General features: G+C 66.5%; 4 protein-coding genes, 1 pseudogene and 1 riboswitch. Of the genes and pseudogenes, 1 reads left to right on the top strand and 4 read right to left on the bottom strand.

Annotated features, from left to right (window positions below; translation table 11 throughout):
- Positions 1-342: pseudogene (locus HMPREF9440_RS11555) on the bottom strand (hypothetical protein); the annotation flags it as partial.
- Between the two features lie 78 nt (positions 343-420).
- Here HMPREF9440_RS11555 and HMPREF9440_RS08925 point away from each other — a divergent pair.
- On the top strand, positions 421-975 hold the full coding sequence (locus HMPREF9440_RS08925) for a 5-formyltetrahydrofolate cyclo-ligase (protein ID WP_087943861.1): 555 nt from the start codon (positions 421-423) through the stop codon (positions 973-975).
- An 80-nt stretch (positions 976-1,055) separates the two neighbouring features.
- Here HMPREF9440_RS08925 and ahcY read toward each other — a convergent pair whose 3' ends face one another.
- The 3 genes from ahcY to HMPREF9440_RS12250 all read right to left on the bottom strand — a co-directional run.
- Positions 1,056-2,456 carry an adenosylhomocysteinase gene (gene ahcY, locus HMPREF9440_RS08920; protein WP_008543476.1) on the bottom strand — a complete coding sequence of 467 codons (1,401 nt, stop codon included), beginning with the start codon at positions 2,454-2,456 and terminating at the stop codon, positions 1,056-1,058.
- 25 nt (positions 2,457-2,481) lie between these two features.
- Positions 2,482-2,567, bottom strand: a riboswitch (S-adenosyl-L-homocysteine riboswitch).
- Between the two features lie 62 nt (positions 2,568-2,629).
- Positions 2,630-3,925: a tryptophan--tRNA ligase gene (locus HMPREF9440_RS08915; RefSeq protein ID WP_008543475.1), complete on the bottom strand. Its 1,296-nt coding sequence runs from the start codon at positions 3,923-3,925 to the stop codon at positions 2,630-2,632.
- Positions 3,926-4,101: 176 nt separating this feature from the next.
- A partial coding sequence (locus tag HMPREF9440_RS12250; RefSeq protein ID WP_008543474.1) for a methionine adenosyltransferase domain-containing protein occupies positions 4,102-4,438 on the bottom strand: 337 nt, incomplete at its 5' end.

Here is a 4,438-nt window from a genome sequence, read left to right as displayed (position 1 = left end):
TTCCGCCTGCGGAACCGGAGGCGCTTCGGTCGACTCAGGCGCCGGGGCGTGGGCGTGCGGGCCCATGACGGGTTCATCAGGAGCCGGTTCGGTCTTGGGCGCATCCTCCGGGGTCGGCGCCGCCGCGGGGGCTTCTTCCTCCCCGGCATTGGGCGCGGCCTCGGGCATGAGCGTGCGGGGCGCCGCGGGTTCCTCCCGTTGGAGAAGCGGCGCCAGCGGGACCCAGCCGTCCGCTGAGTCCGGGTTTTCCGCGCTTTGCGCGGACGCCAACGCCGCGCCGCACCCCAGGAGGCAGGCGAGGAGTCGTCGGCAGCGACGCAGGGCGAGGCTCTTCGGTCTCATGAATGGCGGCGTTCGGTCAGGATGGCTCGATGGTTGGATTTGCCTACTATAGCGGAGTGAGGAAAAGAGGACCCCCGGATGAACGAAAGGAAACAGAAACTGCGTGAGGCGCGTCTTTCGGTACGGCGAAACCGGGCCGTTCCGGCAAGCATGAGCTGGACGCCGGTACTCCGGGAGGCGCTCTCCGCCCTGGCGCCCGGAGCGCGCACCGTGGCGCTCTACTGGCCGATCCGCGGGGAGCCTGACCCGGGCGACTTCGCTCGGGCGTTGGCTTCGGAAGGCGTCACCGTCGCCCTCCCCGTCTGCGGGCCGGCGCGCACGATGGACTTCAGGCGATGGGACCCTTCGACGGGAAAGCCCACGGAGCGCGATGCGGCGGGGATCCCCGCGCCGGTTTCGGGCGAAGCTGTTGCGCCCGACGCCCTCATCGTTCCGTGTGTGGGTTGGAGCGCCGGAGGGCGGCGGATCGGCTACGGCGGGGGCTACTACGACCGCTGGATCGAGGGGCGCGGGGGCGTTCTGATCGGGATCGGCTTCATGGAGGACAGGATCGACGACGCGGAGGATCTCTTCGAAGCGTTCGATCTGCGGCTCCAAGGGATCGCCACCGACGCCGGATTCGTTCGGTTCTGAAATGCGAAAAGCCCCGGGCTTTTCGTCCGGGGCCTTTGCGGGACTCTCCCGCCCGCGAGCGGGCGGGGAGACGCGTTCGATCAGTAGCGGTAGCTGTCGCTCTTGTACGGACCTTCCTTCGGCACGCCGATGTAGGCGGCCTGTTCGTCCGTGAGTTCGGAGAGCTGCGCGTTGAAGTTCGTCAACTGCAGGCGCGCGACCTTTTCGTCCAGCTTCTTCGGGAGGATGTAGACGCCGACCGGGTATTCGGCCGTGCGCTGGAAGAGTTCGATCTGGGCGAGCGTCTGGTTCGCAAAGGACGAGCTCATCACGTAGGAGGGGTGGCCCGTGGCGCAGCCGAGGTTGACGAGGCGGCCTTCCGCGAGGAGAAGGATGCGGTTCCCCGACGGGAGCTCGATGTGGTCGACCTGGGGCTTGATGTTGTCCCAGCGGTACTTGCGCATCGAGGCGACGTCGATTTCGCTGTCGAAGTGACCGATGTTGCAGACGATCGCTTCGTTCTTCATCGCGACCATGTGGTCGTGCGTGATCACGTGGTAGTTGCCCGTCGCGGTGACGAAGATGTCGGCCTTGTCCTTGGCGTAGTCCATCGTGACGACGCGGTAGCCTTCCATCGCGGCCTGAAGCGCGCAGATCGGGTCGATTTCAACGACCCAGACCTGGGCGGCGAGGGCGCGCAGCGCCTGCGCGCAGCCCTTGCCCACGTCGCCGTAGCCGACGACGACCGCGACCTTGCCGGCGATCATCACGTCGGTGGCGCGCTTGATGCCGTCGACGAGCGATTCGCGGCAGCCGTAGAGGTTGTCGAACTTCGACTTCGTGACGGAGTCGTTGACGTTGATGGCGGGAACCTTGAGTTCGCCGCGCGCGTGCATCTGGTAGAGGCGGTGCACGCCCGTCGTCGTTTCTTCCGTGATGCCCTTGATGTGCGCGAGGCGCGTGGAGTACCACGTCGGATCGGCGTCGAGGTGGCGCGCGATCGAGGCGAAGAGCGCGGTTTCCTCTTCGTTCGTCGGGTTGGCGATGAGCGTGCGGTCCTGCTCGGCGCGGGCGCCCAGGTGCAGGAGGAGCGTCGCGTCGCCGCCGTCGTCGAGGATCATGTTCGAGAAGCCGCCGTCGGCCCACTCGAAGATGCGGTGCGTGTACTCCCAGTACTCTTCGACGGACTCGCCCTTCTTCGCGAAGACGGGAATGCCTTCGGCGACGATCGCCGCGGCGGCGTGGTCCTGCGTCGAGAAAATGTTGCAGCTCGCCCAGCGGACTTCGGCGCCCAGGGCGACGAGCGTTTCGATGAGGACCGCGGTCTGGATCGTCATGTGAAGCGAGCCGGAGATGCGGGCGCCCGCGAGCGGGCGGCTTTCGGCGTATTCCTTGCGGATCGCCATCAGGCCGGGCATTTCGACTTCGGCGATCTGAATTTCCTTGCGGCCCCAGGGCGCAAGGCCGAGGTCCGTAATGACGTAATCGATGTTGGCGCGCATGTGGTGCACTCCTTCAAATGTCGGTATCGGACGAGCGCCGTTGGGGAAAGCAAAACCGCACCGGCGAGCCTGGCGGAACCCGTGGGTTCCGTCGCAGCGCTCCTCGTCGGTGCGGCCCGTGGTGTTCAGGGCGCCGCCATTATAGAGGCGCCCCAAACGGGTTTTCAGCGTTTTCAGTCTTCAAGGAAGGCGGCGAGCGCGGCGTTCACCTCGTCGGCGGTGACGCCGTCCAAGAGCGCGACCGGCGCGCCTTCGGGAAGGCGGCCCTCCTTCTTCATGCGGCCCACCCAGACGCCCGCGTCGCGGCCGGAATCGAAGCCTTCCGAGTGGAAGAGTTCGCGGGTGCCGAGCGTGAGCTTGAAGTAGAAGCGGCCATCTTTTTCGCGGTACTGCTTGAAGACGGGCTGCGCGGCGGCCTTCTTCTTCGCTTCGGTCGCCGGGGCGGCGATCGGCGCGAAGGCGCGAAGGCCGACGGCGTGCATGAGTTTGGCGAGGAAGGGCGCAGCGAGCGCGCGGGCCTTGGCAGCACCCGCCTGAAGGATGCGTTCGATCTCTTCCGGGTGCGCCATCAGCTCTTCGTAGCGGGCGCGCATCGGACCGATTTCGGCGTCGATCTTGTCGGCGAGGCGCTTCTTCGCTTCGCCCCAGCCGAGACCGGCGCGGAGTTCCGCGCGGAAGGCTTCCGCCTCTTCGGGCGCCGCGAAGGCGTCGTAGATGACGGTGAGCGAGGTGCTCTCGGGGTCCTTCGGTTCCCCGGGGAGCTTGCTGTCGGTGACGATCCTCGAGATCGCTTCGTCCAACGCCTTGCGGCCGCCCTCAAAGAGCGGGATCACGTTGTTGTAGGACTTGCTCATCTTGCGGCCGTCAAGCCCCGGGAGGACTTCGACGGCGGAGCCGCCGGTCGCCTGCGGGAGCGTGAAGAAGGGCTCGTCGGGCTTCGCGTACTGGAAGTTGAAGCGCGTGGCGACGTCGCGGGCCATTTCCAGGTGCTGGATCTGGTCGTGGCCGACGGGAACCTCGTGGGCGTTGAACATCAGGATGTCCGCGGCCATGAGGATCGGGTAGCAGAACAGACCCATCGTCACGTCGGCGTCGGGTTCCTTCCCGGCGGCGACGGCCTGGTCGGTCGCGGCCTTGTAGGCGTGCGCGCGGTTCATCTGGCCCTTGCTCGTCGAGCAGGTGAGGAGCCAGTTGAGGGTCGGAATCTCGGGGATGTCGCTCTGGCGGTAGAAGACGACGCGTTCAGGGTCGAGACCCGCGGCCAACCACGTCGCGGCGATCTGCATGCGGCTCCGTTCAATGCGCTCGGGATCCTGGCACTTGATGAGGGCGTGCAGGTCCGCGAGGAAGAAGAAGCTCTCGACGTCGGGCGAGCGGCTGTCCTGAATGGCCGGACGGATCGCGCCGACGTAGTTGCCGATGTGGAGGGTTCCGGTCGTGTTGATGCCGGTGAGTACGCGTTTCTTCATGTCGCCTGTTCGTTTTAGAGGGTGGGTCGAATCGAATGATGATAGCGGGGTGCGGCGCCGAAAAGCAAAACGCCCGGAAATGAAAACGGCCGGCAACCGCGGTCGGTGCCGGCCGTGTGCTGGTCCCGCTTCGAAGGGCGCGAAGGGTTCTCCGCGCCCTCGGGGCCTTCCTGGTCTTAGAGACCGGCGGCGGCGCGCAGGGCCGCGGCCTTGTCGGTCTTTTCCCAGGTGAATTCCGGCTCTTCGCGGCCGAAGTGACCGTAGGCGGCCGTCTTCGAGAAGATCGGGCGGCGCAGGTCGAGCATCTTGATGATGCCGCGCGGACGCAGGTCGAAGTGCGCGCGCACGAGCTTGGCGATTTCAGCGTCGGGAATGACGCCGGTGCCGTTCGTGAAGACCGTGATGTTCATCGGTTCGGCGACGCCGATGGCGTAGGAGACCTGAACCTGGCACTGACGGGCGAGACCCGCGGCGACGATGTTCTTCGCGACGTAGCGGCAGGCGTACGCGGCC

This window comes from Sutterella parvirubra YIT 11816, from assembly GCF_000250875.1.
GTDB lineage: Bacteria > Pseudomonadota > Gammaproteobacteria > Burkholderiales > Burkholderiaceae_F > Sutterella > Sutterella parvirubra.
The sequence above is the reverse complement of the archived record's forward strand: the minus strand, read 5'-3'. Positions and strand labels throughout refer to the sequence as shown.